The organism is Streptomyces sp. NPDC020379 (assembly GCF_044387105.1).
In the GTDB taxonomy this organism is placed as follows: domain Bacteria; phylum Actinomycetota; class Actinomycetes; order Streptomycetales; family Streptomycetaceae; genus Streptomyces.
In genome coordinates this window covers 34,965-60,680 of the sequence record NZ_JBIRVR010000034.1, presented here as the reverse complement: position 1 = coordinate 60,680, position 25,716 = coordinate 34,965, and the positions used below count along the sequence as shown (strand labels likewise).

28 protein-coding genes and 1 pseudogene are annotated in these 25,716 nt (G+C 72.3%); 7 read left to right on the top strand and 22 right to left on the bottom strand.

Features of this window, described 5'->3' with window-relative positions; all coding sequences use genetic code 11:
- The 3 genes from ACH427_RS30615 to ACH427_RS30605 all read right to left on the bottom strand — a co-directional run.
- Positions 1-690: 3-hydroxybutyryl-CoA dehydrogenase (locus ACH427_RS30615; protein WP_398874776.1), on the bottom strand; the 690-nt coding region annotated here is incomplete at its 3' end.
- Entirely contained in the window at positions 687-914 is a 228-nt protein-coding gene (locus ACH427_RS30610) for a hypothetical protein (RefSeq protein WP_398874774.1), read from the bottom strand. The genes ACH427_RS30610 and ACH427_RS30615, both read right to left, overlap by 4 nt.
- Positions 915-1,354: 440 nt before the next feature.
- Entirely contained in the window at positions 1,355-1,927 is a 573-nt protein-coding gene (locus tag ACH427_RS30605) for a histidine phosphatase family protein (protein WP_398874772.1), read from the bottom strand.
- Between the two features lie 302 nt (positions 1,928-2,229).
- Between ACH427_RS30605 and ACH427_RS30600 the strand changes: the two genes are divergently transcribed.
- From ACH427_RS30600 to ACH427_RS30590, 3 genes are all read left to right on the top strand, one after another.
- Positions 2,230-2,454 (top strand): CbtB domain-containing protein, encoded by a 225-nt coding sequence (locus ACH427_RS30600; RefSeq protein ID WP_398874770.1) that lies wholly within the window; start codon positions 2,230-2,232, stop codon positions 2,452-2,454.
- Positions 2,455-2,475: 21 nt separating this feature from the next.
- Positions 2,476-3,237 (top strand): CbtA family protein, encoded by a 762-nt coding sequence (locus tag ACH427_RS30595; RefSeq protein WP_398874769.1) that lies wholly within the window; start codon positions 2,476-2,478, stop codon positions 3,235-3,237.
- 67 nt (positions 3,238-3,304) lie between these two features.
- Complete coding sequence (locus tag ACH427_RS30590; protein WP_398874767.1) at positions 3,305-3,724, top strand: ArsR/SmtB family transcription factor; 420 nt, start codon at positions 3,305-3,307, stop codon at positions 3,722-3,724.
- A 10-nt stretch (positions 3,725-3,734) separates the two neighbouring features.
- On the opposite strand, the gene ACH427_RS30585 is transcribed toward ACH427_RS30590, so the two are convergent.
- The 10 genes from ACH427_RS30585 to ACH427_RS30540 form a co-directional block, all read right to left on the bottom strand.
- Positions 3,735-5,117: a nitrate/sulfonate/bicarbonate ABC transporter ATP-binding protein gene (locus ACH427_RS30585; protein WP_398874765.1), complete on the bottom strand. Its 1,383-nt coding sequence runs from the start codon at positions 5,115-5,117 to the stop codon at positions 3,735-3,737.
- A gap of 41 nt (positions 5,118-5,158) precedes the next feature.
- Positions 5,159-6,913: an ABC transporter permease gene (locus tag ACH427_RS30580; protein ID WP_398874763.1), complete on the bottom strand. Its 1,755-nt coding sequence runs from the start codon at positions 6,911-6,913 to the stop codon at positions 5,159-5,161.
- Between the two features lie 156 nt (positions 6,914-7,069).
- Complete coding sequence (locus ACH427_RS30575; RefSeq protein ID WP_398874761.1) at positions 7,070-8,083, bottom strand: cation diffusion facilitator family transporter; 1,014 nt, start codon at positions 8,081-8,083, stop codon at positions 7,070-7,072.
- 148 nt (positions 8,084-8,231) lie between these two features.
- Positions 8,232-8,675, bottom strand: coding sequence for a winged helix-turn-helix domain-containing protein (locus tag ACH427_RS30570; RefSeq protein ID WP_398874759.1), 444 nt, complete (start codon positions 8,673-8,675; stop codon positions 8,232-8,234).
- 53 nt (positions 8,676-8,728) lie between these two features.
- On the bottom strand, positions 8,729-8,995 hold the full coding sequence (locus tag ACH427_RS30565; RefSeq protein ID WP_398874757.1) for a hypothetical protein: 267 nt from the start codon (positions 8,993-8,995) through the stop codon (positions 8,729-8,731).
- A 97-nt stretch (positions 8,996-9,092) separates the two neighbouring features.
- The gene (locus ACH427_RS30560) at positions 9,093-9,368 is read right to left on the bottom strand and encodes a hypothetical protein (RefSeq protein ID WP_398874755.1); all 276 of its coding nucleotides are present in this window, start codon (positions 9,366-9,368) and stop codon (positions 9,093-9,095) included.
- Between the two features lie 74 nt (positions 9,369-9,442).
- Positions 9,443-11,095, bottom strand: a complete 1,653-nt coding sequence (locus ACH427_RS30555) for an NRAMP family divalent metal transporter (protein ID WP_398874753.1) — start codon at positions 11,093-11,095, stop codon at positions 9,443-9,445.
- A 437-nt stretch (positions 11,096-11,532) separates the two neighbouring features.
- Positions 11,533-12,012 carry an NUDIX hydrolase gene (locus ACH427_RS30550; protein WP_398874751.1) on the bottom strand — a complete coding sequence of 160 codons (480 nt, stop codon included), beginning with the start codon at positions 12,010-12,012 and terminating at the stop codon, positions 11,533-11,535.
- A 40-nt stretch (positions 12,013-12,052) separates the two neighbouring features.
- On the bottom strand, positions 12,053-12,658 hold the full coding sequence (locus tag ACH427_RS30545) for a hypothetical protein (RefSeq protein WP_398874749.1): 606 nt from the start codon (positions 12,656-12,658) through the stop codon (positions 12,053-12,055).
- Between the two features lie 79 nt (positions 12,659-12,737).
- Positions 12,738-13,535, bottom strand: a complete 798-nt coding sequence (locus tag ACH427_RS30540) for a glutamate racemase (RefSeq protein ID WP_398874747.1) — start codon at positions 13,533-13,535, stop codon at positions 12,738-12,740.
- A gap of 145 nt (positions 13,536-13,680) precedes the next feature.
- On the opposite strand from ACH427_RS30540, the gene ACH427_RS30535 reads away from it, so the two are divergent.
- Complete coding sequence (locus ACH427_RS30535; protein ID WP_398874745.1) at positions 13,681-14,850, top strand: glycosyltransferase; 1,170 nt, start codon at positions 13,681-13,683, stop codon at positions 14,848-14,850.
- 13 nt (positions 14,851-14,863) lie between these two features.
- On the opposite strand, the gene ACH427_RS30530 is transcribed toward ACH427_RS30535, so the two are convergent.
- From ACH427_RS30530 to ACH427_RS30515, 4 genes are all read right to left on the bottom strand, one after another.
- Positions 14,864-16,162: a TerD family protein gene (locus tag ACH427_RS30530; protein ID WP_398874743.1), complete on the bottom strand. Its 1,299-nt coding sequence runs from the start codon at positions 16,160-16,162 to the stop codon at positions 14,864-14,866.
- Between the two features lie 70 nt (positions 16,163-16,232).
- Positions 16,233-17,624, bottom strand: a complete 1,392-nt coding sequence (locus ACH427_RS30525) for a DUF6777 domain-containing protein (protein ID WP_398874741.1) — start codon at positions 17,622-17,624, stop codon at positions 16,233-16,235.
- Between the two features lie 179 nt (positions 17,625-17,803).
- Positions 17,804-19,267 carry a serine/threonine-protein kinase gene (locus tag ACH427_RS30520; RefSeq protein WP_398874738.1) on the bottom strand — a complete coding sequence of 488 codons (1,464 nt, stop codon included), beginning with the start codon at positions 19,265-19,267 and terminating at the stop codon, positions 17,804-17,806.
- 117 nt (positions 19,268-19,384) lie between these two features.
- Positions 19,385-20,149: a DUF72 domain-containing protein gene (locus ACH427_RS30515; protein ID WP_398874736.1), complete on the bottom strand. Its 765-nt coding sequence runs from the start codon at positions 20,147-20,149 to the stop codon at positions 19,385-19,387.
- A 53-nt stretch (positions 20,150-20,202) separates the two neighbouring features.
- Between ACH427_RS30515 and ACH427_RS30510 the strand changes: the two genes are divergently transcribed.
- From ACH427_RS30510 to ACH427_RS30500, 3 genes and pseudogenes are all read left to right on the top strand, one after another.
- Positions 20,203-20,613: an HIT family protein gene (locus ACH427_RS30510; protein WP_398874734.1), complete on the top strand. Its 411-nt coding sequence runs from the start codon at positions 20,203-20,205 to the stop codon at positions 20,611-20,613.
- A 206-nt stretch (positions 20,614-20,819) separates the two neighbouring features.
- A pseudogene (locus tag ACH427_RS30505) lies at positions 20,820-21,467 on the top strand (phosphoribosyltransferase); the annotation flags it as partial.
- Between the two features lie 51 nt (positions 21,468-21,518).
- On the top strand, positions 21,519-21,788 hold the full coding sequence (locus tag ACH427_RS30500) for a DUF1876 domain-containing protein (RefSeq protein WP_398874732.1): 270 nt from the start codon (positions 21,519-21,521) through the stop codon (positions 21,786-21,788).
- 72 nt (positions 21,789-21,860) lie between these two features.
- Here ACH427_RS30500 and ACH427_RS30495 read toward each other — a convergent pair whose 3' ends face one another.
- The 5 genes from ACH427_RS30495 to ACH427_RS30475 form a co-directional block, all read right to left on the bottom strand.
- On the bottom strand, positions 21,861-22,217 hold the full coding sequence (locus ACH427_RS30495) for a Rieske (2Fe-2S) protein (RefSeq protein ID WP_398874730.1): 357 nt from the start codon (positions 22,215-22,217) through the stop codon (positions 21,861-21,863).
- Positions 22,218-23,048: an iron-containing redox enzyme family protein gene (locus ACH427_RS30490; RefSeq protein WP_398874728.1), complete on the bottom strand. Its 831-nt coding sequence runs from the start codon at positions 23,046-23,048 to the stop codon at positions 22,218-22,220.
- Positions 23,049-23,140: 92 nt separating this feature from the next.
- Positions 23,141-23,965, bottom strand: coding sequence for a dihydrodipicolinate synthase family protein (locus ACH427_RS30485; RefSeq protein WP_398874726.1), 825 nt, complete (start codon positions 23,963-23,965; stop codon positions 23,141-23,143).
- Entirely contained in the window at positions 23,952-24,455 is a 504-nt protein-coding gene (locus tag ACH427_RS30480) for a DUF6190 family protein (RefSeq protein WP_398874724.1), read from the bottom strand. Before ACH427_RS30480 ends, ACH427_RS30485 begins: the two co-directional genes overlap by 14 nt.
- Positions 24,445-25,599 carry a pyridoxal phosphate-dependent aminotransferase gene (locus ACH427_RS30475; protein WP_398874722.1) on the bottom strand — a complete coding sequence of 385 codons (1,155 nt, stop codon included), beginning with the start codon at positions 25,597-25,599 and terminating at the stop codon, positions 24,445-24,447. The genes ACH427_RS30480 and ACH427_RS30475 overlap by 11 nt, the downstream gene beginning before the upstream one ends.
- Between the last annotated feature and the right edge of the window lie 117 nt (positions 25,600-25,716).

The following is a 25,716-nucleotide window of genomic DNA, read 5'->3' as shown; positions in this document are numbered from 1 at the left end:
CATCGGGTGCGCGCAGCCCAGCTCCATGCCCGCGTCCACGTCGGCGGCGGTGGCGAAGCCGGACTCGGCCATGCGGACGGCGGAAAGGAGATAGGGGATCAGCAGGGCGTTGACGACGAAGCCCGCCCGGTCCCTGGAGCGGATCGCGGTCTTGCCCAGCGTCTCCCGGGCGAACGCCTCCGTCGCGGCGGCCGTCTCCGCGGTGGTGTGGAGCGAGGTGACGATCTCCACCAGCGGCATCACCGGCACGGGGTTGAAGAAGTGCAGGCCCAGGACGCGGTCGGCCCGCTGGGTGGCCATGCCGAGGCGCATGACGGGGATGGAGGAGGTGTTGGTGGCGAGGATCGCCGCCGGGTCCTCGACGATCTTGTCGAGGGCGTGGAAGATCTCCGTCTTGGCATCGGTGTTCTCGATGACGGCTTCGACGACCAGGTGCCGGTCGGCGAGGTCGTCGAGGCTGCCGGAGAAGACGAGCCGGGCCAGGGCGTCCTCGGCGGCGGGGCGGTCCAGCCTGCCGCGGTCGACGGCGCGTTCCAGGGACCGGGCGACCCGGTCGCGGGCCCGCCGGGCGGCGGTGGCGTCGGCCTCGCACACGACGGTGTCGAGCCCGGCGCGGGCACAGACCTCGGCGATGCCGGCGCCCATCTGCCCGCCGCCGACGACGCCTACGCGCTGGATACCGCTGGTCATGACCGCTCCGTTTCGTGCCGCACGAGGCGGCGGGTGTGGGCGTCGGTGGTGAGGAAGGGGGGAAGGTCCCGGTCGAGTGCGGTGCGTCCGAAGATGTCGCGGGCGTCGCCGGCGAGCGCGGCGCGACCCGCCAGGGTGCGCTCCTCGCGCACACTGTCCGAGCGGCGGGCGTCGGTCGCCCGCCGCTGTGCCGGGTGTCCGGCCGCCGTGTGTGCTTGCGCCATGAACCGCTCCTGGTGTCGATCGGTGTCGCGGGGAACATCCGCGAAGGGTGCGAAGAAGGGCGTTGCCCCTTCGGGGGTGCGGTCCGCCGTGCCATCGTCCGTGCGGGCGGGCCGACTTCAGTGGTGGACGCTCCGGCCGGACGTGCCGGGATCTCCGATGCCAGGGCATCGTTCGTGCCCGGTCTCCGGCCCGGCCGCAGCACTCCGGTGGGCCGCACCACGACTCTGACAGTGGCACCGAGCCCCATCAACCGTGGCCCGATGCCAACTTCTGCGAATCTTCCCGGCCGTGTTCGCCAAGATTGCGAAGGCCCGGCGATGGCGAAGGCCCGGACCCGGCGGGACACGGGAGCGCTCACGCGCACCGTTGGCGGCCTCGGGCTTCCGGCACCGTGGATGCACGGGCCCGGTGCGGCGGGCCATGCCTACCTGATACGGCGTCAGTCCGTCGGCTCCGCAGCCGGGCGCAGGAGCTGCCCGCAGTGCAGGTTCCACCGCCCGGCGCGGCCGGTGAGGGTGGTCGAGGACAGCGGGAGGACGTCGAGGCGCCAGAAGGTCCGCAGAGGGAGGCCGAGCGCGTGCACGACGGCCGCGCGGACCACAGCCGGTTCCACGACAGCCAGAATCCTCCCGCTCTCGCAGCCCCTGGCATCGAGCCAGCCACCGACACGTGCGGTCAGGTCCGACAGCGACTCGCCCCCGTGGGGGGTGGCGAGGGGGTCGGACAACCACGTGGCGACGGCATGAGGTTCGGCGGTGCTCACCTCCTCCAGTGTCCGGCCCTGCCAGCGCCCGACGTCCAGGTCCCGCAGGTCTCCGGCCTGTTCGGCGTCCAGGCCGAGGGCGTCCGCCGTCTCGCGGCAGCGTGTGGACGGGGCACAGAGGTGCCGGCCGGCCGCGGGCAACGTCGCCGCCGCGGCACGCGCCTGCCGCAGGCCGACGTGGTCGAGAGAGGTGCCGTCGTCGAAACGCGGCTGTCGCAGTGCCCCATTCATCGCCGGCGATACGAACATCACTCGCACGGTCACCCTGTCTCCCCTCAACCGGCTGTCCGGTGCTCCAGCACATCACGCGCCCGGCAACAGGGGCGTGCGGGGGTGTGTCGTACGCCGTAGCCAGGCTGAACCGCACGCGGTACGGTCGCGTGAAAATGACGACGGTGTGATGGAAGCCGGTGGAATTCCGGCACGGTCGCGCCACTGTGTACCCGGCCGGAACCCGCGACTCGCGGTAACGGCCGGAAAGTCAGACCCGCTCATCGTCGTTGACCACCACCCCGAAGTCCGGGACGCGAGTTTCCCCAGGAGGTTTGGCCATGGCGCAGTCCGCTGCCCCCGCATCCAGCTCTTCCGCCACACCGGCGGTCACCCCCATATCCCTGAAGGCGATCGCCCCGTGGGCGGTCTTCTTCGGCATCCTCATGCTGGTCCTGCTCTATTTCGTCGGCGCCGAACAGGGGGCCACATCGGTCATCTCCGGCAAGGACGTGCACGAGTGGGTCCACGACGGACGCCACCTCCTCGGCTTCCCCTGCCACTGACGACGGCCGGAGGAAAGTCCCGTGAATCCCGTCTCCGTACGTGTGCTGCTCGTACGCGGCATGCTGGCCGGTCTCGTCGCAGGTCTCCTCGCCCTGGTCGTGGCCTATCTCCTGGGTGAGCCCCGGGTGGACGCCGCCATCGCCTTCGAGGAGGCCCACAGCCACGAGCACGGTATGGAGCTGGTCAGCCGCTCCCTGCAGTCCACGGCAGGGCTGGCCACCGGCGTCCTGGTCTACGGCGTCGCTGTCGGCGGTATCGCCGCTCTGGCGTTCTGCGTGGCGCTGGGCCGTATCGGCCGGTTCGGCCCGCGCGCGACCGCGCTCATGGTCTCCATGGGCAGCCTGCTGGCCGTCTATGTGGTGCCGTTCCTGAAATACCCCGCCAACCCGCCGTCCGTCGGCGACCCGGACACCATCACCAAACGCACCACGCTCTACTTCCTGATGATCGCGCTCAGCGTCCTGCTCAGCGTCGCCGCGGTCATCCTCGGCAAGCGACTGGCCCCGCGCCTGGGCAACTGGTACGCGACCGTGGTGGCTTCGGCCGCCTTGATCCTCGTGACCGGTCTCGCGTACGCGTTCCTGCCCGCGGTCAACGAGGTGCCCAAGGACTTCCCGGCCACCGTGCTGTGGCAGTTCCGCCTCGCCGCCCTCGCCATCCAGTGCACCCTCTGGGCCGTCTTCGGCCTCCTCTTCGGCCACCTCGCCGAACGGGTCCTGGCCCCGAGGACCGCCCCGGGCCGTACCGGCGCCGCCGCCAGGCCGGTCGCACCGGTGAGCTGACCGCGCCCGGGGCTGGGCCCGCCGCGGGAAGCGGCGGTCCCAGCCCGCGGCTGTCTAGACTCCTCGCATGGACGCGCAGGGATCACCTGGTGGCACAGCCGGGGTGGAACAGGCGGTCGCCGTGTTGAAGGCCGTGGCCGATACGACCCGATTCCAGGTGCTGTGGGCGCTGGCGCGGCGTGAGCACTCGGTCGGGCAGCTGGCAGAGCTGGCCGGAGCGCATGTGGCGGCGGTGTCGCAGCACCTGGCACGACTGCGGGCCGCGGGGCTGGTGGTCTCACGGCGTGAGGGGACGCGGATCTTCTACCGGGTCGCGGGAGAGCACGTGGTGACGCTCCTGCAGAGTGCGGTCCTGGTCGCGCGGGCCGACTCGGCGACGGGAGCGGCCGGCACCGCGGCCCCCGGGGCCGCCGCCGAGCCCGCGGCGGCGGTCGCGAAAGGGCAGGCGCGTGGGCGCCTGCGGGCGCGACCGGTGGCGGGCGGCTGAGGGCGCCGGGTCACTGCGGCCGTCCGGGCAGCAGGGCGGGGCCCGCCCCGCCCTCGTCCAGCGCGTACTCCTCGCGGGCGGCGTCGTAGGAATAGAGCTCGGCGTAGCGGCCCCAGTCGGTGGCGGTCTCCAGCTGCTGGGTGACCTGTTCGCTCGTGTAGTGGTGGGCGAGCAGGTCGCGGAAGAAGCCGGAGCGCAGGGTGCCGTCGGTGCGGCGCAGGCTGGTGACGACGAGGCGCACCAAGGGCGCGGCGTCGAGCACCGCGTCGGCGAAGATCCTCTTGGATTCCTGGACGTCCGCGCGGGCGAACCGGGTGCCGGACGCGGTCAGGAGCAGGTCGCCCTCGCGGATGAGGGCGAAGCCGAGCAGTTCGAGGGCGTCGACCTGGGGCAGCAGATCGTCCACCTCCAGGCCGAGTTCCTCGGCGAGGTCGGCGAGGTCGCAGCGGTCGCCGTGCTGGGTGAGGATCTCCGCGAGGCCGGAGAGGCCGTCGACACTGGCCTGGGGCAGCGGGGTGTTGGCCATGGTGCGCTTGGCGGGCTCGGCGGCGGTGCGGCCTGGCAGGTGCGGGGCGGTGTCCTTCTCGCGGCCGGTCATGACCTGGTAGACGGCGTCGATCAGGGCGTCGAAATCGGGGGCGTTGCGGTCGCGGGGGCGTTCCAGGGTCACGTCGAAGGTGGCCCTGAGGGTGCCGGGCCGGGAGCCGAGGACGACGACGCGGTCGGCCATCAGCACGGCTTCCTCGATGTTGTGGGTGACGAGGACGACGGCCCGGGTGGGGAACTGGCCTGAGGCCCACAGTTCCATGAGTTCGCCGCGCAGGTTCTCGGCGGTGAGGACGTCGAGGGCGGAGAAGGGTTCGTCCATCATCAGGACGTCGGGTTCGACGACGAGGGCGCGGGCGAAGCCGACGCGCTGGCGCATGCCGCCGGAGAGCTCCTTGGGGTAGGCGGACTCGAAGCCGTCGAGGCCGATGAGGTCGATGGCCTGGAGGGCCGCCTCGGCGCGCTTCCTGGCGGGCACGCCCCGTGCTTCGAGGCCGAGTTCGACGTTCTGCTGGACGGTGAGCCAGGGCAGCAGGGCGAAGGTCTGGAAGACCATGGCGGTGCCGGGGTTGGCGCCGGCGAGCGCCTTGCCCCGGTAGGTGATGCTGCCGGAGCTGGCGGGGATGAGGCCGGCGAGGCAGCGCAGCAGGGTGGACTTGCCGGAGCCCGAGCGGCCGAGGAGGGCGACGATCTCGCCGGCGCGTACGTCCAGGTCGATGCCCGCGAGGACGGGCAGTTCCCCGTCGGCGCCGGCGTAGGACTTGGTGACGGCTCGGGCGGCGAGCAGCACCTCGCCTCCGGCGAGGCGGGTATCGGCGCTTCGGCCGGGTCCGGCGCTCGGGGCCATGTGCGGGGCTCCTTCCGACAGGGGCTGCGAGTTCGGGCGGTTCACAGGGAGTAGCGGGTTTCGGCAAGGCGGTAGAGCCTGCGCCACAACAGCCGGTTGAGCCCGACGACGTAGACGGCCATCACGGCGATGCCCGCGATGAGGTGCGGGTAGTCTCCGTGGGAGGTGGCGTGGGAGATGTACGCGCCGAGGCCGGCCGCGGTGAGCGTCGTACCGCCGAAGGTGACGATCTCGGAGACGATCGAGGCGTTCCAGGCGCCGCCGGACGCGGTGATGCCGCCGGTGACGTAGGCGGGGAAGATCCCGGGGATGATCAGGCGCTTCCATCGCTGCCAGCCGCGTACGCCCAAATCGTCCATGGCCTCACGCAGGTCGGAGGGGATCGCCGAGGCTCCGGCGATGGTGTTGAAGAGGATGTACCACTGGGCGCCGAGGGCCATCAGGAAGAGGCCGCCGATATTGATCGACAGTCCGGTCCTGAGGAAGAACCAGGTGGCGAGCGGGAAGAGGAAGTTGGCGGGGAAGCTCGCGAGGATCTGCACGAAGGGCTGGGCGATGCGGGCCAGTTTCGGCGAGAAGCCGATCTTCACGCCGATCGGTACCCACACCACCGTCGCGACGGCCACCAGGACGACGACGCGCGCGAGGGTGGCGAGTCCCAGCAGCAGGGGCTCCCCGAAGACCCCGAGCCCGGTGTGGTTCTCGAGATAGCCGAGGAGGTCGAGCAGCCCCCAGAGGACCAGGCCGCCCGCCACCACGGCGAAGACGAGGTCACCGGCCCGGCGGTGCAGCCGGTTGACCGTCAGCGGCCGGTCGTCGGTCCCGAGGACCCGTGCGGCCCGGCCCAGCGCCTCTCCCGCCGGGCGGGTCAGCCGGCCCAGGAGGCGCGGCCAGGAGGAACGGCGCAGGAAGTCCAGCACCAGCGAACGCTGGACGTCGGCGGCCTCGGACTGCTCGTTCTTGAACCGCTCCGTCCACGCGGCCAGCGGCCGCCAGAAGAAGAAGTTCACGCCGACGACCATGACCGTCATGGCCGCCACCGCCCAGCCGACCTTGCCCAGGTCGCCGTCGGCGATGGCCGTGCCCGCGAAGGAGCCGACGCCGGGAAGCGCGTAGGAGTGGTGGGAGACGCTGATGGCCTCGGAGGCCACCAGGAAGAACCAGCCGCCGCCGAAGCTCATCATGCCGTTCCAGACGAGCCCGATCGCCCCGGACGGGAGCTCGACCTTCCAGAACCTCATCCACCGGGTGAAGCGGAAGGAGCGGGAGACCTCGTCCAGCTCACGCGGCAGGGTGATGAGGGAGTGGTAGAAGCCGAACGTCATGTTCCACGCCTGCGAGGTGAAGATCGCGAAGATGGACGCGCATTCGAGCCCCAGCAACGAGCCGGGGAACAGCGAGATGAAGCCGGTCACCGCGACGCTCAGGAAGCCCAGCACGGGAACGGACTGCAGGATGTCCAGCGCGGGGATCAGCACCCGCTCCAGGCGCCTGCTGCGGGCGGCCGCGTAGGCGTAGACGAGGGTGAAGACGACCGAGGCGGCGAGTGCCACGAACATCCGCAGCAGGCTTCGTGCCGCGTAGTACGGCAGCTTCGTGGGGTCGGTGTCCACCTTGACGACGTGGGCCGGGTCGAAGGAGACGGTGGCGCCCTTGCTCACGCGGAGCAGGAGATACATCCCGACCAGCACGGCGGCGGCGACCACGACGTCGACCCAGGACATGCGGGACAGCCGCCCGGCCACCCGGGCGGGCAGGGAGGCCCGCGAGGTGGTGGGTCGTGACAGGAAGGACATCGGGACAACCCCCAGCACACGGCTGTTGTCTGCCGGTTCTTCCGGCAGGGACGGGACGGCGTCGACGGGAACGGTGCGCGGCCGGCGGCACCTGAGGCCACACCTCCTCGGTCTCTCCTCACCATCCTGGTCCCGCGCCGGAGGCCGAGCCAGTGGTCAGTGTTCGTGTGCCCCCTTGTGATGGGTGGTGCCGTGGGAGTCCGCGCAGTGCGGGTGCGGCTCCCCCGGCGTGGCGAGGGCCAGGACCCGTTCGGTGGCGTGGTCGACCTGCAGCGTGGTGTGGGTGATGCGGAAATCGTGCTCCAGTATGTGCTCCAGGTCGCGCCGCAGGGCGTGGCAGTCCGCGTCGGGCGCGGCCAGGACGTGGGCGGACAGGGCCGGCTGACCCGAGGTGATCTGCCATACGTGCAGGTCGTGGATCTCCACCGCGTCCGCGGCGGCGGCCATGCGGTCCCCGACCGCGTCGGGGTCGATCCCGGCCGGGGCGGCCTCCAGGAAGACCCGGCCGGACGCACGCACCAGGCCGTAGCCGGCACGCAGCATCAGGGCCACCACGATCAGCGAGGCGATCGCGTCCGCGCGGGCGAAGCCGGTGAGCAGCACGACGGCTCCGGAGACGGCGGTGGCGATGAATCCGTAGAGGTCCGTCAGGATGTGCTGGAAGGCGCCCTCGACATTCAGCGAGCTGCGGTTGGCCTTCGAAAGGCACCACGCGGCGATGACGTTGACCACGATGCCGGCCAGGGCGGTGACCAGCACCAGGCCGCCGGAGACCGCGGGCGGGGCGAGCAGGCGCTGGACGGCCTCGTACGCCAGCCAGAGGGACAGCGCGAGCAGTGTGATGCCGTTGGCCTGCGCGGAGAGGATCTCGGCGCGCTTGAGGCCGAAGGTGTAACTCCCGCGCGCGGGGCGGGCCGCCAGCCGCATGGCCACCAGGGCCAGGACGATCGAGGCGGCGTCCGTGAGCATGTGCGCGGCGTCCGACATCAGCGCCAGTGACCCCGCGAGCACACCGACGACGACCTCGACCGCCATGAACGTTCCGATCAGTGCCAGCGCGATGGTCAGCCAGCGCCGGTCGGCGTCGGCGGCCACTCCGTGCGAGTGACCGCCGTGCCAGTTTCCGTGGTCGTCCTCGTGGTCGTGCCCGTGTGCCTTGCGGCCGCCCATGCGCGTCCTCCCCCTCTTGCCGGTGGTCGTTACGCAGCGAGTGAAGCGCATATCGGCGGGAGATCCAAAGGCTGCACTGGTGACCGTTATCAACACCCATAAGAACGCTCTGACCTGCGCTGATAGCGCGTGGCCCCGGCCGGGCCGGTCAGTCGCCGCCGCAGCGTCGGCCAGCCGCCCCGGAAGGGTCGAGTACGTAACCGGCCTGTCGTACGGTCCTGATGACGTCCTGGTGATCCGGGCCGAGCTTGCGGCGCGGTCCGGCGATGTGGACATCGATGGTGCGCGTACCGCTCTCGTGGCCCTGCCCCCAGATGGAGGCCAGGAGCTGACGGCGGGTGTGCACCTGCCGGGGGCGGGCGATCAGCCGGGCGAGTATCTCGAACTCGGCGTAGGTGAGGGGGAGTTCCCGCCCGCCCGCCGACACGGTGCGCCGCTCGGTGTCGACGGCCAGGCCGCCTGCCCGGAGCGGCGGCAGCAGGGCGGTGACGGGCCGGGTACCGGTTGCTCTGGCGAGGTCGGTCAGCGTGCTGCCGGACGGGGTGGGGCACCCCGGGTGGATGCGGTAGGCCCGGGGGTATCGCAGGGACATATCGGCTCCTGACGTGCGGGGAGGAGGCTGGTGGGTCGGGTGTGACGGCCCGGTCAGGGCTCCAGCCGCCAGTCGGCCTTGAGGCGTTCACGGCCGCCGGGGCCGGTGACCGTGCGCCAGTGAGCGCGGGGCCGCCTGGGCGTGGTGTGGCCGATCGCGGTGCGGGCGTGGGCGTGGGCCGGGGCGCCCAGGACCTGGAGGACGGGGCTGTCGACGGCGCCGGCCGCGACGCGCCGGACGACCTCGCCGAAGAGGGCGCGGACAGCGGGGACGACGTGCGGCGTCGCGTAGCGGGTGCGGATGACGGGAAGGACGGACATGCGAAGGTCACCTCCGTGAAGGCGGCCGTGCCGGAAGAAGGCACGGCACAGCCGGGGAACTGGGGGAAACGGTCGGAGAAGCCGGTGCCGGGGAGGGTCAGGCGCCCGGAGACGCGGCGGCTTCAAGGATGCGGTGTGCCGCGGGCAGCGGCAGATCAGCGAACCGTGCGAGCCAGGGCGCGTCGTGGCCCTGGCGGGCGAGGATGTGGGCGAGGTGGACGCGCGGGTCGTAGACGGCGGGCCGGCGCGCGGCGGACGGGTACGCCTGCGGGTCGTCCAGCAGATAGGTGCGCTCGGTGCCGTCGCGCAGGGTCAGGCGCGGGCAGGGGCGGCGGGAGGCGGCGGTGGGCCCGGTCGGGTGGTGGAGGCGCATACGTGCCCTCCTTCGTGAGGAGTCGGTGGGGTGGTCCCCGGGGCGGAGGGGAGGCGCCGTCGCCCCGGGGACGCTCAGTGGCCGAGGGCGAGCTGCGTGACGCGGACGATCACCAGGACCATCGCGACCAGGAGATACACACGCAGCGCGGTCAGGCCGACCTTGCGGCCGGTGGAGACGACCGGCTTGGGCAGCTGCTCCAGCGGCGGCATGCGCCACGTCCCCTTGCCCGTACGGTCCACGGGTCCGGCCGGCGCCCAGCCCTTGAGCCGGCGGCGGGTCTCCGCGTAGCCGAGGGCGAGGAGGCCGGCGACGCCGCAGATCGCCGTGATGTCGAGGATCGCGGTGGAGGTGATGCCGGGGAAGAGGACAGCGGCGGTCAGGATGACCGACATGGTGACGAGGGCGGCGACGACCAGCGAGGTGAAGACGTTGGTCACCCGGCCGTTGACCCAGGGGCCGAGGACGGTCCTGTCGTTGCAGAGCAGCAGCAGGAAGACCGTGGCGGAGGGCAGCAGGACCCCGGCGAGGGTCTGCACTCCGGTGGTGAGCAGGCCGAGCGGGGAGCCGGGAACGATCACGATCACGGCGGCGGTGAGGATGACACCGGCGAAGATCGCGTAGAAGCCCTTGGCGCTCCTGACCCCGCGGTGCAGGGAGTGTTCGAGGCCCATGACGTCACCGAGGGCGTAGGCGGTGGACAGGGAGACGGCGGCGGCGCCGATGACCGAGGCGTCGAGCAGGGCGATGGCGAACAGGACGCCGGCGAGCTTTCCCGCCTCGGCCTCCAGGCCGCGGGCGACACCGCCCGCGTCGCTGAAGTCCCCGGCCTGCGGCGTGCCGTGGAAGGCGGCGGCGACGAAGCCCATCATGGCCGCGGCGCCGACGGTCACGATGCCGATGCCGAGCCACAGGTCGGCCTTCTCGTACCGCAGGAAGCGCGGGGTGATGCGCTTGTCGATGACGTAGGACTGCTGGAAGAACAACTGCCAGGGCGCCACGGTCGTCCCGACGATCGCGATGATCAGCAGCATCACGTCCGCGAGGCCGGCGCCGTGCGGCATGCCGGGCACGACGAAGTCGTGTGCCATCCGCGAGGGGGCCGGGTGAATCATGAAGTAGACAGGGATGAGCAGCAGCGAACCCGCACAGAGGAGGAGCGAGACGCGCTCGAAGCGGCGGAACGAGCCGGTGGTGGCGGCCGCGATCACGACCGCGGCGGCGACCAGCACGGAGACGGTCCTGGGCAGCCCGAGGTAGCCGACCGCGAGGGTGACGCCGATGAACTCGGTAACGATCGTCAGGGCGTTGAGCAGGAAGAGGTCGATGACGGAGAAGGCTCCCCAGAACTTCCCGAACCGCTCCAGGATGAGCCGGGCGTGCCCGACCCCGGTCACCGCGCCGAGGCGCAGCACCATCTCCTGATTGACGTACAGCACGGGGATCAGCAGGAGCAGGGTCCACAGCAAGCTGGTGCCGTAGTTCTGCCCGGCCTGCCCGTAGGTGTCGAAGGCGCCCGCGTCGTTGTCGCCGACCATCACGATCAGCCCCGGGCCGACGATGGCGAGGAGCGTCTTGAACCTGGCGGACAGGCCGCGGCGTTCGCCGTGGTCGCCCTGCCTGATGGTGCCGAGCGCGCCGCGGATGTCTCCGACGTGGGCGTCGTCGAGGACAGCGGCGCGGGGTGGTGCCGGAGCCGTGGGTGCGATGGTGATCATGTCGGTCATGACGGCCTCCCGAGTCCCCCAGCGGGGGAGAGTCCGAGGCACGCAGCAGCGATCCCCCTGCGAGCGCGCGGCCCGAGGGCCCGGGGCGGCGGAGGCCGCACGGGTGCCGGGGCGGGAGCGAGCGCGAAGACGCGCGCGGGGAAGGGTGGTTACCGCGTGCCGGAAGTCAGCGAGGACATGCGGGTGCGGGGCCTACTGTGGCCCGGACTCGCGCAACTGCCATTCATGTCTCTCGCCTCCTTCCGGCCGGGACGCGCGAGGGCGCCATGGAACACGATGAGGAGCGGACCGGCCCGCACGGCTGGTTCACCCCGACTGTCAGAGCTTCGGTGCGACGCTCAGCAGCATAGCCCCGTACTTGCGTAGGGACGCAAGTAACTTGACTCAACCTTGATGCCGCTCACGGCCGGCCCCGAACGCGGCCGGGCGGCCCCGGCCTACCGCTCGCCGATCCCCTCGAACCACGTCGGGCCGCCCGCCGTCGCCTGCTTGATGCGCGAGACCGCGAAGTCCTCCATCGGCGGCAGCGCGTCCGGCTCGAACCAGCCGACCTCCAGCGACTCGTCGTCGTTGACACGCGCCTCACCGCCGACGGCGCGGGCCAGAAAGCAGATGTCCATGAACTGGCAGTGGTCACCGTTGGGGTAGGTGACGGGCGCCAGGGCCTGGACGAGGAGGACGCGCTCGGGGACGCAGTGGACGGCGGTCTCCTCGTACACCTCGCGGACGACCGCCGCGGCGGGCTGCTCGCCCGGGTCGGGGATGCCGCCGATGATCGACCACTCGCCGGAGTCCGCGCGGCGGCCGAGGAGGACCCGGCCGGCGTCGTCCAGCACGATGGCGCTCACCCCGGGCATCCAGAGCAGCTGGTGGCCCGCGACGGCGCGGAGGTCGGTGATGAATTCGGGCGTCGGCATGGTTCGAGACTAGGCGGTGTCCGCGGGTGCTCTTCCCGGGTCAGGCGGTGGCCCTGCGCCCGGCGGCCCGGCGCAGGCCGTCGCGGATCGCCCGTACCGCGTCCTCCGCGTCGTCCACCGTGACGGTGAAGGAACGGCCGTCACCCAGGCGCAGCACGAATCCCTCGCCCCGGCGCACGACGACGGCGGTGCCCTTCTCGGGGAGCCAGCGGTAGCCCCAGCCGCCCCACTGGCGGGGGGTGACGCGGGGGGCGAAGTCGGCACCGACCACGTGCGTCAGCGGGATACGGGTGCGGGGCACTCCGATGTGGCCGCAGCGCACTTCCAGCGCCTCGGTGTCCACCCGCACCGCCACATGAACGAACGCGAGGGTGCCGTAGAGCATCAGCAGGCCCGCGGCGACGCAGCCGACGACCGACATGAGGAGAGGGGCCAGCCCCGAGGTCCACGCGCTGTCGACGGCCAGCTCGACGCCCAGCGCCAGGCAGGCTGCGCCCGCAGCGGCCAGCAGCCACTGGATCCGGTTGGTCGCACGGCCGGTCCAGACGCCGAGTTCGGTGCCGCTGCCGGCTGGGGAAGGGGTTCCGACAGCGTCCGGCTTCTCGTCGCCCTCGTGGCCCTGCGGGCCCTTGGAGTGGTCCCTCATATGACGCAGCCTACTCACCTTCCGCCACCACGGCAGGAGTGCTGCGCGGACGGGACCGGATCGTGTGGCCGCGCCGCGGTCAGGGGCGCGCGGCGCCGACGGCGCTCAGGGAGCGGCCTTCCGCGTAGCTGAGGGAGGACGGCTCCAGGGCCGCCTCACGGCCGCCGAACAGCACGGTCAGGGCGCCCGACGGCGCCGCGTCGGGGGCCGGCGCCGCACCGATCCGGCGCAGCGCCTGGGCGGCGACCGCCTCGGCGGAGCCGTGCAGCACGAGGGGCTCGTCCGAGGGACGCAGCAGCGGCTGAACGGCCTCACGGATACGCTCCGCGACCAGCTCGTAATGGGTGCAGCCCAGGACGACGGCCCTGACATCGCGCGGGGTGAGCGCGGCGGCGGCGGCCACGGCGGCCTCGATGCCGGCCGCGTCGGCGTGCTGGACGGCGTCGGCGAGGCCGGGGCAGGGCACCTCGGTGACCCGGACGCCGGAGGCGAAGTCGCGGATCAGGCCGCGCTGGTACGGGCTGCCGGTGGTGGCCGGGGTCGCCCAGATGGCGAACGGGCCGCCGCCGACCGCGGCGGGCTTGACGGCGGGCACGGTGCCGATCACCGGGAGTGCGGGCTCCAGCTCGGCGCGTATGGCGGCCAGGGCGTGCACGGAGGCGGTGTTGCAGGCGACGATCAGCGCGTCCGGACGGTGCGCGGCGGCGGCGCGGGCGCAGCTCAGGGCCTTCCCGATGAGGTCCTCGGGGGTCCGGGGGCCCCACGGCATGGTCGCCGGGTCGGAGGAGAGCACGAGATCGGCGTCGGGCCGCAGGCGGTGCACAGCGGCGGCCGCCGCCAGGAGGCCGTTTCCGGAGTCAATGAGCGCGATCTTCACCCGGTCACTTTAATGGATGGGCACCGGCGTACCCCCGCCCCGGAGGCCGGGGTTCCCGGCCCGGACGGCCTGGTCGCGCGGCCGCGGACAGTCGGGGACCCTGAAACTCCCCCGGTCAGGGGCGTCGTGCGGCAGACTGCGACGGATGAGCACGCTGATGTGGATCACTGTCGGTTCCCTTGCCGCGTGGGCCTGGCTGCTGCTGGGGCAGGGCTTCTTCTGGCGTACGGACGTGCGACTCCCGTCCCGCACTCCGCCCGACGACTGGCCGTCCGTGGCGATCGTCGTCCCCGCCCGCGACGAGGCGGAGGTGCTGCCGTCGAGCCTGCCGTCGCTCCTCGCGCAGGACTATCCGGGGCGGGCGGAGATCTTCCTCGTCGACGACGGCAGCACGGACGGCACCGGCGCGCTGGCCCGCTCCCTCGCGGACGGGCACGGCGGTCTGCCGCTGACGGTGGACTCGCCCGGTGAGCCGCCGCCGGGCTGGACTGGCAAGCTGTGGGCGGTGCGGCACGGCATGGCGCTCGCTCGTGCCCGTACGGACGCGGAATATCTGCTGCTGACGGACGCGGACATCGCGCACGAGCCGGACAGCCTGCGGGAGCTGGTGGCCGCCGCGCGGTCGGGCGGGCTGGACCTGGTGTCGCAGATGGCGCGGCTGCGGGTGGCGAGCTTCTGGGAGCGGCTCGTGGTCCCGGCGTTCGTGTACTTCTTCGCGCAGCTCTATCCGTTCCGCTGGATCAACCGGCCGGCCGCGCGGACGGCGGCGGCCGCGGGCGGCTGCGTGCTGCTGCGCCGGGAGGCGGCGGAGCGGGCCGGGGTCCCGGACAGCATCCGGCAGGCGGTGATCGACGACGTGTCGCTGGCGCGGGCGGTGAAGCGCGCCGGCGGCCGGATCTGGCTGGGGCTCGCGGAGCGGGTGGACAGCGTCCGGCCGTATCCGGGGCTCGCCCCGCTGTGGCGGATGGTCTCGCGCAGCGCGTACGCGCAGCTGCGCCACAATCCGCTGCTGCTGGCCGGGACCGTCGCGGGCATGGCGGTCATCTATCTCGCGCCGCCGGTCGCCGTGCTGGCGGGCGCGCTGACCGGGCACACCGTGACGCTCGCGGCCGGTGCGGTCGCGTGGGCGGTGATGACCGGTACGTACGCGCCGATGCTGCGCTACTACCGGCAGCCGCTCGCGCTGGCACCGCTGCTGCCCTTCACGGGGCTGCTCTATCTGCTGATGACGGTGGATTCGGCGGTGCAGCACTACCGCGGCCGGGGCGCGGCCTGGAAGGGGCGGACGTACGCCCGCCCGGAGGCCGCGCCCTGAGCGGGCCGTGGTGTCACTTGCGGCCGGGTGTCCAGTTCATGCCCCAGCCGTACGCGCGGTCGAGCGTGCGCTGCGGGCTGACGCCGCGGTCCGGCACGAGGTAGCGGGCCTCGCGCTGCACGACGAGGTCGCCGCCGTTGTTGGTGAGCAGGGCGAGGGCACAGACGTTGGAGGCCACGGTGCACTCGTCGAGCGAGAAGTCGATGGGTGCGCCGTGCTGCGGCTGGAGGGTGACGGTGGCGTGCAGACCGGCGAAGCTGCGGGCGCCCTCGTAGATCGTCACGAAGATGAGGATGCGCCGGAAGTCGGCGATGTGGTCGAGGTTGACGGTCAGGTTCTCGCCGGCCGCGGAGGCGCCGGTGCGGTCGTCGCCGTCGAGGTGGATGTACGGCGGCTGGTGCAGCGAGCCGAAGGAGTTGCCGAGCGCCTGGACCACGCCCTTGCGGCCGTCGTTGAGCTCGAACAGGGCCCCGAGGTCGAGGTCCAGATCGCCCTGCGTGGCCATGGCCATGGCCTGGCCGAGCTTTGCCTGCCAGCCGCTCTTGGCCGCCTGCTTGCGCATCTGCCAGTTGAGGTTGACGCGCAGCGCGCCGGAGGTGCCGCCCTGCTTGGTGAGGGAGACGGTCGGCTTGTCCTTGGTGAGCGTGACCTTGGTCAGGCGCACGGGCGCGGGGGCCGGGGCCGCGGGCGGCGGGACGACGGGCGGCGCCGGCGGCGCTGCGGGCGCCTGCGCGGGTGGCACCGGCTGTGCGTACGGGGCGGGCGGGGCGGCCGGGGGCGCCGGCCGGGGCTCGTCGACGGAGATGCCGAAGTCGGTGGCGAGGCCGGCCAGACCGGTGTCGTAGCCCTGGCCGACGGCCCGGAACTTCCACTCGCCCTGGCGGCGGTAGAGCTCACCGAGCACGAAGGCGGTCTCGACGGTGGCGTCCGAGCTGTCGAACCGGGCGAGTTCCGCGCCGTTCGCCTGGTCGAGCACACGGATGTGCAGTCCGGGCACCTGACCGAAGGTGCCTCCGTCGGCGGACGCGGCGAGCACGACCGTCTCGATCACGGGCTCGACGGAGGCGAGGTCGACGGCGAGGGTGTCGGTCACCGCGTCACCCACGGTGCGCTTGCCTTCGTGGCGGACGGCGCCGGAGGGATGGACGGACTGGTTGTAGAAGACGAAGTCCGCGTCCGAGCGGACTCTGCCGGTGGTCAGGAGCAGAGCGGAGGCATCGACGTCCGGTATGCCGGCGCCCGTGCGCCAGCCCAGCTCGATCCGCACGGCCGGTGCCGGAATCCGGATGTTGGTGCCCTTGAGCATCCCCATGCTCCACCCCTCTGAACAGTCCCGTCGTTTCCGGCGTCCAACGTACCCTGACGGCGGTTTTCCACCGGATTCACCGGTTCCCCTGACGCGTCCCGTACGAGCCGGTGCCGTGTGTGCCGGCCGGCTGCCGGGGTTCCGCCGGGGGCTCGACGGGCGCGGTCGCGCGCGCCGTCCCGTGGTGCGTCGGCGCTTCGGATTTCACCTCGGAGGTAGGCCGTACGGGCTCGGCGGCCGTGGGTGTCCTGGCCTCCGCGCGCGGTGTCCTGGCTGCTGTGGGCGGGAGTTCCTCCTTCGCCGGTGGGGACTTGACGTCCGTGGAGGGCTCCCCGGTCGCGGCGTGCGGCGACTTGGCGGCCTTGGTCGGCTGCTCGGCCGCTGTCGGAGGCCGCTCGCCCTTCGTCGGCTGCCCGCCCGCCGTCGGAAGCCGCTCGCCCTTCGTCGGCGGGGCCTTCGTCGGGACCGCCTCCCGCTCCGAGGCCGGCGGCTGCGGGGCACTGGTACGGGTTCCGGTCGGCGGGGCCCCGGTCGCGGGCGGCCGCGACGCGCCTGTCGGCGGTGCGGTGGCCGGTGAGGTGGCGCCGGACGGTGACTCCGTCGGCTCGTTCGCCCGCGAAGGCGGCTGCTCGCCGGTGGGCGTGCGCGTACCGGCGGGACCGCTCGGCGTGCGTGTGCCGGCCGAACCCTCCGGCGAGCCCGGTCCGTTGCCGGACGCCTCTCCCGGTGAGGGCGGCGTGCGGCGCGGCGGCGGAGTCCAGTGGAAGGTCGCGGAGTCGTGGTCGCCGTCCGTGCCCGCCCCCCGGTCGAATGCCTTGTCGCTCTCGAAGGGGTCGACCAGCGGAACCTCCTTGACCGGTCCCTTGTCCCGGGCCCGGGGCGCGATGACGGTGACCGTGGTCTCGCTGAAGGTCTCCCAGCGTGTCCCCACGTAGGTCGACGCCTTGAGGTCCACGTCGTCGTCGGGCTCCCCGAGCGGGTTGCCGCAGTTGCACTTCACCACGGGCCCGGTGTACGGGTCGTTGAGGACGGCGACGCCCTTCTGGAGCACCGACAGATACTCCCTGGTCCTTCCGTCGCCCTGGTAGTCGTGGTTCTTGACGAGGGTGTCGTCGAGCAGGATCACCTCCGTGAGGCTCTCGATGCGCTCGGCGATGCGGTTCTGGTCGATGCCGGCGGCCTGGGCCCACGCCTTGGCCTCGACGGGGTCCTGGGTGATCTGCGTGATCAGCGACGCCTTGTCGCAGTGCACGGTGCCGGGGGTGCCGCCGAAGGCGCCGCGGGCGTCCACCGCCTTCGTACCGCCGCCGCCCGTCGGGGAGTTGACGCCCTTGAGGTCGGTGCCGGGATTCCGCAGGAACGGGTGGTCGCCTGTCGTTCCCACGGCCTCCAGCGCGAGCTCGGTGGCCTTCTTCTTCTGTGCCGTCGTGCACCCCGCCACGGCGGCACCGCCGAGCAACGCCGGCACGGTGAGCAGCGCGACCGCGCGCAGCCTGCGGCGCCGCAGTGCCGCGCCTCGTGCTGCGGACCTCTGCCTTGTCCGCCTGATCGGAACACTCGCCAATGAAACTGACACCAGCCGCATAAATTCCCCCCGATAGTCGGCATGAAGTGGTCCCACGCGTGAGTCCTACGTATGGGGAAGCCTCACCCCGGCCCGCATGTCGACAGCCACCCCCCGTTGCAGGATCCGGCGGTGCTGCCACCCGCCGGGATCGTGGGCCGGGTGGCGCCGGGCGAGGGGTAGGCCGACGGGCTCGTGGCGGGGGCGGGGCTCTCCTGTCCCCCGCCGCCCGCGGAGTCGGAGGCGCCGCCCGCGGAGTCGGAGGCCGAGCTCGACACCCCGGCCGGGTTCCGCGTGCCGGAGTCCCCGCTTCCCCGCGCGGCGAGCACGGCTGCGGTGCCGCCGCCGACGAGCAGCAGGGCCAGCAGCGAGCCGAGGAGCAGCGCGACCAGTCGGCGCCGGCCGTCCGGTGGCGTGACGGGCAACGGATAGGCGGTGCCCGCCGGATACCCCGCGCCCATCACCGGGCGGCTCGCGGCCCCCGAGTACGGCGGCGGTGGCGGAGCCGGGCTCGGGGCAGGGGTCGGGTCCGGGGCCGGGGAGTGAGCCGGGCCGCCGCTGTACAGCGGCACGACCGGGCCCGATCCCGAGGTGGAGGCCGACGCGCCGCCCTGGGCGGGTGGCGTCGCAGGAGCCGGGGGAAGCGAGGGCTGAGGGGTGGGCGCCGCCCGCTCGGTGGGCACGTATCCCCCGGCGCCGGTCCAGCCCGGCTGTGTGGTCATGTGTCCCGCGGCCACGGCGTCGAGCATCCGCTGTGCCTCCGCCGAGCCCATCCGGGTCCGCGGGTCCTTGCGGAGGAGGCCCTCGAGCAGCGGGGTGAGCGGCCCGGCGCGCCGCGGCGGTGGCGGGTCGTCCTGGACCACGGCCTGGAGCGTGCTCAGCGCCGAGCCGCGCCGGAAGGGCGAGACGCCCTCGATCGCCGCGTACAGGGTCGCCCCCAGCGACCAGAGGTCGGAGGGGGCCCCGGGGCGCTGTCCCAGCGCGCGCTCGGGGGCGAGGAAGTCGGGGGAACCGACCAGGTCCCCGGTGCGGGTCAGGGTGCCCGAGCCCTCGACGAGGGCGATGCCGAAGTCGGTGAGGACGACCCTGCCGCCGGGTTCCAGCAGGACGTTCGCGGGCTTGACGTCGCGGTGCAGCACCCCGGAGGAGTGCGCGCTGCGCAGCGCCTGGAGCACCATCGAGCCGACCTTGGCGGCCTCCTTGGGCAGCAGCACGCCCTCGTGCTGGAGGACGTCCGCGAGGGAGCGGCCACGCACCAGCTCCATGACGATCCAGGGGCGGCCGTCCTGCTCCACGACGTCGTGCACGGTGATCACGTTCGGGTGGCTGACGCGGGCGGCGGCGCGGGCCTCCTGCTTGAGCCGGGCATAGAGGATCCGTACGTCGTGCTCCCGCAGGTGCTCGGGGGCCCGGACCTCCTTCGCGGCGACCTCGCGGTCGAGCAGTTCGTCGACCGCGCGCCAGACGGTTCCCATGCCGCCGCTGCCGAGCCGGTCGATCAGCCGGTACCGACCGGCGAGCAGTGGAGGTCCGTGCTCCGCGTCCATGCCGTCCGCCCCCTCCCCGTACGGACGGCGCGTTCCGGGCCGTGCGCGTTCGGGCCACACCCGCTCTGACGGCGCTGCCCGCGTTCCCGTTCCCGGGGGTACGGCTTCCTGTGGCGCTCAGCCGCGGAGGTCCGGAGTCCGGGTCACGGTGCGTCCGTGCGCGGTGGCGGCGCGGGCGAAGACGGCGGCGTCGTGGACGGCCGCTCCGCCGGGGTCGTTGTTGAAGTAGGCGTACACATCGGCCCGGTCGGGCCACTGGCCGGCGATCCGCCGGGTCCAGCTGGTGAGCGCCTGGCGTCCGTAGCGCGGCCAGGGCCGGGCCCGGCCGCGGTGGAAGCGCACATAGCCCCAGTCCGCCGTCCGCCACAGCGGCGTCACGGGCCGGGAGTCGCGGTCCGCCCAGCACAGGGCCGCGCCGTGGGCTTCCAGCACGGCCCGTACCTCGTCCGTCCACCACGACGCGTGGCGGGGTTCGACGGCCACGCGGGTGCCGGTGGGGAAGCAGCCGAGCGTGGTGTCCAGGGCAGTGGGGTCGGCGCGGAGGGTGGGCGGCAGCTGGAGCAGTACGGGCCCGAGCCGCTCCCCCAGGCCGGCGGCGCGCCGCATCAGCCGGCCGACCGGCTCCTCGGGTTCGCGCAGCCGCTTGATGTGGGTCAGATAGCGGCTGGCCTTGACCGCCATCACGAAGCCGTCGGGCGTGCGGTCGTGCCAGTCGGCGAAGGTGGCCGTCTCGGGCAGGCGGTAGAAGGAGTTGTTGTTCTCGACGGTGGTGAAGTGGCGGGCGTACTCCTCGAGCCACAGCCGCTGCGGCAGGCCGGCGGGGTAGAGGTCACCGCGCCAGTCCTTGTACTGCCATCCCGAGGTCCCGACGAGCAGGGGCATGGCATGATCCTTGCCCGGGGGGACCGGATCCGCCACCAGCGAGGTGCGACGTCGTGGACTGTGTGTTCTGTGCCATCGCGGCGGGCGGGGCGGAAGCCCACCGGGTCTTCGAGGACGAGGCGGCGGTGGCCTTCCTGGACGCCCGGCCGCTCTTCCCCGGGCATGTGCTGGTCGTGCCGAAACGGCATGTCGAGACACTCACCGATCTGCCGGTGGGGGAGGTCGGGCCGTTCTTCACCCGGGTGCAGCGGGTGGCGGAGGCCGTGGAGCGGGGCATGGGCGCCGCCGGGTCGTTCGTCGCGGCCAACAACCGGATCAGCCAGTCGGTGCCGCATTTCCATGTGCATGTCGTGCCGCGCAACCGCAAGGACGGGCTGCGGGGGTTCTTCTGGCCGCGCACGCGCTACGCGTCGCAGGAGGAGGCGGCTCGGGTGGCGGCGCGGGTCCGGGAGGCTTTCGTCTGAGCGCGCCGGGTGCGGTCCGCCACGGTCCGGCAGCACCCTGAAGGGCGCGGGAGGCGTCGCTGTGCGGCCCCGCCGCGTGGGCGCGCCGGGCCTCGGTGGCCGCGGACGACGGACGGCACATCGCGGCATTCAGCGGAACGCTCAGCGGCACCGGACCCGCCATGGACTATCAGGGCAAAGCTGACCATATTGGATATATGGCCAGCGTGAGGTTCCGCGATCGCGTGGACGCCGGGCGGCGGCTCGCCGAGCGGCTTGGGCACCTGCGGGACGGGAACACGGTCGTGCTCGGGCTTCCCCGCGGGGGTGTTCCGGTGGCCTTCGAGGTGGCCAGGGCGCTGGCGGCGCCGCTGGACGTGATCCTGGTCCGCAAGCTCGGCGTGCCCAGCCATGCGGAGCTGGGCTTCGGTGCCATCGGCGAGGACGGCGTGCGGGTCGTCCACGACAGCATCGTCCGGATGGGCCGGGTGGGCGAGGACGACCTCGCGGAGGTGCAGCGCCGCGAGGAGGCCGAACTCGCCCGGCAGGCCGACCGGTTCCGTGCCGGACGGGCGCGGATCCCGCTGGCGGGCCGTACGGCGGTCGTGGTGGACGACGGCGTCGCGACGGGCGCGACCGCGGCGGCGGCCTGCCGGGTGGCGCGGGCCCACGAGGCGGCCCGGGTGGTGCTGGCGGTGCCGGTGTCCCCGCCGGACGCGGCCGAGGAACTACGCGCGGAGGTGGACGAACTGATCTGTCTGTCCACGCCGGCCGTCTTCTTCGCGGTCGGCGAGTGGTATCAGGACTTCTCCCAGACATCGGACGAGGAGGTCGTCGATCTGCTGCGGCGCAGCAGCACGGCGCGGACCGGCCCCGGCAGCGGCCGGGACGACGCCGGAACGTGAATCGCTGGAGGTGTGACTGCCATGGAGACGATCGTCGAGTGCACCATCGATCTGGAATTCCGTGAGGCCGGGCCGCTGACTCAGGCGGCGGCGCGGCTGCGTATGCGCGACGGCACGGATTTCACGGCGCACGGTGTCACCAACCGGAATCCGGACGACCCGGGCCAGCAGCGGGTCGGCGAGGAGGTCGCGGCGGCCCGCGCGCTGTACGGCCTCGCCGAGCAGTTGCTGGAGAAGGCCGGGGTCGACATCGAGGAACTCACCCACGAGCCCGCGCATTTGACGCACTGACCGGATGGGTGATGTGCCGGTCGCGCGGAAGCACGCGTGTGTGCTTCCGCACGACCGGTACGGCCCGAGCCCTCAGTTCACCGGCTCCGGCGACCGCTCGGTGGTCTCCCGTACGCACAGCGGGGTGCGGGTGGGGCCGGTGACGGCCTCGCCGGTCTCCAGGGAGAAGCTCGAGTGGTGCAGGGGGCAGGTGATCCGCAGCCGGGCGGCGTTGACATAGCCGTGGGCGAGGAACCCCTTGCGGTGCGGGCACAGGGAATCGGCTTCGAATTCCCGGTCACCGACGCGGATCCGGATGCGGTTCTCACCGATCTGCTCGACACTGCTCTGCTCGACCGCGACACGGCTTTGCCCGGCACTGCTCTGCTCGATACTTCTCCGCTCGACACTTTCCTGCTCGACCGGGGCCGGTCCTGTCGTGTCCGGCATTCAGCCCACCTTCAGCGCTGAGGCGACGGCTGCCTCGGTGGCACCGCCGATGACGTCGCTGGCGAGCTTGAACCCCGTCCACACCTTGGCCGGGTGCAGGTCGGCCTCGGCGTCGAACTCCCGGATGGCGACCTGGAGTTCCTTGGCGTGGAAGTTGTCGATGTGCAGGTGCTCGGTGTAATAGCGGGCACCCTTCAGGCCGAGCCTGGTGGCGGCGTCGGCGAAGCACTGGAACGCGTAGAGGATGCTGGATTCCAGATAGCACAGCGCGCCCAGGAAATACTCCGGGCGCGGCGCCCGGGCGGCCGCCCAGAAGAAGGTGTTGACGTAGGCGAACGTCTCCTCGTTGGTGCGGTCTAGGTAGTCGCCGACCTCCAGCGACATGTCCAGTTCGGTCATCAGGTCGCGGTAGATGTTGAAGTGCGCCTGGTCGAGGTTCCCGCAGCCGAATTCGTCGACGAGCACCCGGAAGACCGCCATCTTGGCCTTCTTCGGGAGCCGCCAGACGATGGGCAGGAAGGACTCCGACTCGGTCAGGCCGTCCACGGCGAACTGCGCGACGACCTCCTTGAACTGCTCGCGGTCGAGGTCCTCGGCCAGGACGCGTTCGAACTCGGGCGCGTCGGCCTTCTCCGCGTCGAGCAGCGCCTTCATCCGGCGGCTCAGGGCCGCGCGGTCGGCCATCTCCGGGGCGGCCGCCTCGATCTCGCGGGCGCGGCCGACGATCAGCCGCTCCTCCAGCTCGTGCAGTTCGCGCAGTTCATCGGCGGTGGGTATGGAACGGTTCAGTACGAAGAGGCGGCTGCCGGCCGTACGGGTCGTGGTGGTCACGGAAGACTCCCGGCGGATCGCGGATTCACGGATTCGGATGGGCGCCGGCACGGGCGCGCGCGAAGGCGGCGCGCCCGCGCCGGCACGTACGGTCAGCTGACGGGCAGCGCGGTGCCGATGACGCCCCGGCGGACCAGCTCCGCCTTGACGTGCAGATACCAGTCGTCCGTCAGCAGCCGCAGGCGCTCGGACAGCGCGTCGACGCGGGCCTGTGCCTCCTCGCCTCCCCGCGCGAGCGCGGTGGCGCAGACCGCGGGTTCGAGGTTGGCCAGCGGCCCGACGAAGCCCTGTACGCCGGGCGCCCGGGTCAGCAGGTGTTCCCAGCCCTGGAAGACGGGCACTCCCGCGGCGTTGTCCAGCAGCTGCCGGGTGAACTCGGCCGAGCCGCTGGAGTCCTTGACGCCGACGATGCCGGGCAGGTCGCAGACCTTCCGCAGCGCGTCGATGTCGAGCGGCGCCTTGGACTCCACGTGCTCGTGGTAGACGAAGACCGGCAGCGGGCTGCCGTCGAGGATCTCCGCGAAGTGGTCGACGAGGCCGCGGCGTTCACCGTCGGCGCCGGGGAACGGCGGGGGCACGACGACCGCGTCGGCTCCGAGGTCCGCCGCCAGCCGGGCGCGGGCCAGGATGCCGCCGACGTCACCGAGCGCCGCTCCGGCGAGGACGGGGAGGCCGTCCGCGTGCTCGACGGTCAGCCGCACCATGTCGGTCCACTGCCCGGCCGAGAGCGTCCAGCCCTCGCCGGTGCTCAGGGCCGGTACGAGACCGGTGACGTCCCCGCGCAGGGACCGCACCAGCTTCCCGACGCTCGCCGGGCACACCCGGCGCCGCTCGTCGACCGGGGTGACGAGGGGCACGAGCGTGCCGCGCAGGCCCTTCAGCCGCCGGGCCGCCGCGGCTGTGTCAGAGCGCGGCATGGTCGGCCTCCAGGACCAGGGACCGCTCGTAGAGCTCGTCGAGCGCGGCGGGGAAGACACCGCGCTCCGCGGCCGGTTCGGGCTCCCGCACGGAGGGTCCGAGTCCGGTCAGGGCGGTGAGCCGCGGGTTGACGGTGATCAGCCGGCCGCCGGTGGCGACGACCGAGGCGAGCAGCAGCCTGTCGCGCACCCGCAGTCCGGAGGTCTCCGCGGGCAGGGCCGCGGCGGCGGCCAGGTCGGCGTCCGTGTAGGCACGCCGGGTGATCGGCATCAGGGAGTGCAGGACGTCCATGAAGGGGTAGTAGTCGTCCTGCACCTCACGCGGCGCGTGCCACACGAAGTCGTCGCAGCGGCCGACTTCCTCGTAGGTCATCACGACGGGCCGGTCCAGGTGGGACGCGAAGAAGGCCGTGCAGGCGGCCCGTACGGACGGGTCGGTGCTGTGCATCCCCATGAAGAGGGACGCGTCCAGATACAGCTCAGGCGCCATAGCCGTCCACCGCCTCGCGCAGGCGGGTCACCGAGGCGAGGAACTCGCCGGGGTCACGGGCCAGTGCCAGGCGGACGTAGGACTCGCCACGCTCGGGCTCGTTCCAGAAGAAGTAGGTCCCGGGGAGCACGTACACCTCGTGCCGGGCCAGGTGGCGCTGGAGGTCGGTCGCCTTGATGTCCGCGTCCTGGATGCGGAACCAGGCCACGCTGACGTTGACGGCCGGTTCGATGTGCTCCAGGAGGCTGCCGGCGAGGGCCTTCTGCGCGGTCTCCCGGTTGCGGGTGATCACGTCACGGACCGATGCCATGCCGTCCTCGATGGAGTCCTCCACATAGCGGGCGAGGAAGTTGAGGATGAAGGGTGAGACGTCGAGCAGCACACTGGTGTGGATGTTGTAGACGTCCTCGTAGAGGTCGCGGCTGCAGGTGAGCAGGGCGCACTTGGCGTCCTGGAGCGGCCAGGTCTTGCCGGTGTCCTCCAGCGCGATGTAGCGGACGCCGGAGGTGTCGAGCAGCTCGTAGAGGTCGAAGCGGCCGAAGCGGGGGTCGGCGAGGGCGAAGGCCGCGAAGCAGAGGTCGACGATGAAGAGCTTGTCGTGGTCGACGCAGAAGCGGATGACCTCCTCGAAGCCCTTGCGGCCATGGGAGAGCAGGCTGAACCCGGTGGGGTTGTTGGGGTCGACGAGGAAGAGCGCGTCGGTGGTGACGGAGGCGGCGAGCCGCTCGTAGATGCGGTCGGCGTCGTGCAGGGCGTCCTCGGGGACGGGCACGGGGTGCACACCGACGTTGTGCAGCACGTCGGGGAGGTTGTCGAAACACGGCTCGACGAGGCTGACGCTGATGTCGTGGCGTTTGAGATACATACCGGCGACCAGCGTCGATATGGAGGCCGCGTAGGAGAGCATGGTCGACTCGGCGCGGACGCTGTTCTGACCGTGCAGCCGGAAGAAGACCTCCTTGAAGCGGTCCTCCAGTTCGGCCTGTTTGGTCGTCTCGGCCTCGTACCACAGGGCGGGCAGAGCGGCGACGATCTCCTGCTGGCCGGGGGACTGCTGCTGGTGCGTGTGGGCGTCGGCGAGGTTGAAACGGGTCTTGAGTGCCTCGATCTCGTGCTGGGTGAGGTCGAGAAGCTGCTCGGTCACGGGTTCTCCTTCGCAGGCTGCGGCAAGTGAGCAACAGACAGGTGCCGGGGGGCCGGTGGGCCCCGCGGTACGGCACGCCGGGGACGTCCGGGCAGCTGGCGCACGGGCGTTCGCGAC

Coding starts and splice junctions, on each gene's coding strand:
- ACH427_RS30610 (WP_398874774.1), bottom strand. CDS start 914: ATGGCGCAAGCACACACGGCGGCCGGACACCCGGCACAGCGGCGGGCG.
- ACH427_RS30605 (WP_398874772.1), bottom strand. CDS start 1,927: ATGTTCGTATCGCCGGCGATGAATGGGGCACTGCGACAGCCGCGTTTC.
- ACH427_RS30600 (WP_398874770.1), top strand. CDS start 2,230: ATGGCGCAGTCCGCTGCCCCCGCATCCAGCTCTTCCGCCACACCGGCG.
- ACH427_RS30590 (WP_398874767.1), top strand. CDS start 3,305: ATGGACGCGCAGGGATCACCTGGTGGCACAGCCGGGGTGGAACAGGCG.
- ACH427_RS30585 (WP_398874765.1), bottom strand. CDS start 5,117: ATGGCCCCGAGCGCCGGACCCGGCCGAAGCGCCGATACCCGCCTCGCC.
- ACH427_RS30580 (WP_398874763.1), bottom strand. CDS start 6,913: ATGTCCTTCCTGTCACGACCCACCACCTCGCGGGCCTCCCTGCCCGCC.
- ACH427_RS30575 (WP_398874761.1), bottom strand. CDS start 8,083: ATGGGCGGCCGCAAGGCACACGGGCACGACCACGAGGACGACCACGGA.
- ACH427_RS30570 (WP_398874759.1), bottom strand. CDS start 8,675: ATGTCCCTGCGATACCCCCGGGCCTACCGCATCCACCCGGGGTGCCCC.
- ACH427_RS30565 (WP_398874757.1), bottom strand. CDS start 8,995: ATGTCCGTCCTTCCCGTCATCCGCACCCGCTACGCGACGCCGCACGTC.
- ACH427_RS30560 (WP_398874755.1), bottom strand. CDS start 9,368: ATGCGCCTCCACCACCCGACCGGGCCCACCGCCGCCTCCCGCCGCCCC.
- ACH427_RS30555 (WP_398874753.1), bottom strand. CDS start 11,095: ATGACCGACATGATCACCATCGCACCCACGGCTCCGGCACCACCCCGC.
- ACH427_RS30550 (WP_398874751.1), bottom strand. CDS start 12,012: ATGCCGACGCCCGAATTCATCACCGACCTCCGCGCCGTCGCGGGCCAC.
- ACH427_RS30545 (WP_398874749.1), bottom strand. CDS start 12,658: ATGAGGGACCACTCCAAGGGCCCGCAGGGCCACGAGGGCGACGAGAAG.
- ACH427_RS30535 (WP_398874745.1), top strand. CDS start 13,681: ATGAGCACGCTGATGTGGATCACTGTCGGTTCCCTTGCCGCGTGGGCC.
- ACH427_RS30530 (WP_398874743.1), bottom strand. CDS start 16,162: ATGGGGATGCTCAAGGGCACCAACATCCGGATTCCGGCACCGGCCGTG.
- ACH427_RS30520 (WP_398874738.1), bottom strand. CDS start 19,267: ATGGACGCGGAGCACGGACCTCCACTGCTCGCCGGTCGGTACCGGCTG.
- ACH427_RS30515 (WP_398874736.1), bottom strand. CDS start 20,149: ATGCCCCTGCTCGTCGGGACCTCGGGATGGCAGTACAAGGACTGGCGC.
- ACH427_RS30500 (WP_398874732.1), top strand. CDS start 21,519: ATGGAGACGATCGTCGAGTGCACCATCGATCTGGAATTCCGTGAGGCC.
- ACH427_RS30495 (WP_398874730.1), bottom strand. CDS start 22,217: ATGCCGGACACGACAGGACCGGCCCCGGTCGAGCAGGAAAGTGTCGAG.
- ACH427_RS30485 (WP_398874726.1), bottom strand. CDS start 23,965: ATGCCGCGCTCTGACACAGCCGCGGCGGCCCGGCGGCTGAAGGGCCTG.
- ACH427_RS30480 (WP_398874724.1), bottom strand. CDS start 24,455: ATGGCGCCTGAGCTGTATCTGGACGCGTCCCTCTTCATGGGGATGCAC.